The 252-nt window shown below is 62.7% G+C and carries 1 protein-coding gene; it reads left to right on the top strand.

The window, feature by feature from the left end; all coding sequences use genetic code 11:
* Nucleotides 1-252 (top strand): H-NS family nucleoid-associated regulatory protein (locus SB771_RS35910; protein ID WP_410722154.1); only part of this gene is annotated, 252 nt, incomplete at both ends.

The raw sequence follows: 252 nt of genomic DNA, 5'->3' as shown, positions 1-252 counted from the left end.
CGCATGGAAGAGTTTGGTATCGAACCGGAAGACCTTGCCGCCGTGCTGGCCGCCGAGCCGGCAGCGCAAAAGGCCGAACGCTACCGGAGCGCCACGGGAGATAGCTGGGACGGCCAGGGCGAAATGCCCCAATGGCTCAAACAGGCAATCAGCGCGGGTCAATCAATCGACCACTTCGAAATGTCGGCCAAGCCGTCGCCCCCACCGCAATCGAAGAAAAGGGTGGACTGGCAAAACGACCCCTTCGCGGGC

Origin of the sequence: Burkholderia sp. SIMBA_051 (genome assembly GCF_046534915.1) — a bacterium.
GTDB lineage: Bacteria > Pseudomonadota > Gammaproteobacteria > Burkholderiales > Burkholderiaceae > Burkholderia > Burkholderia ambifaria.
This window is presented reverse-complemented; position numbering and strand designations above follow the sequence as displayed.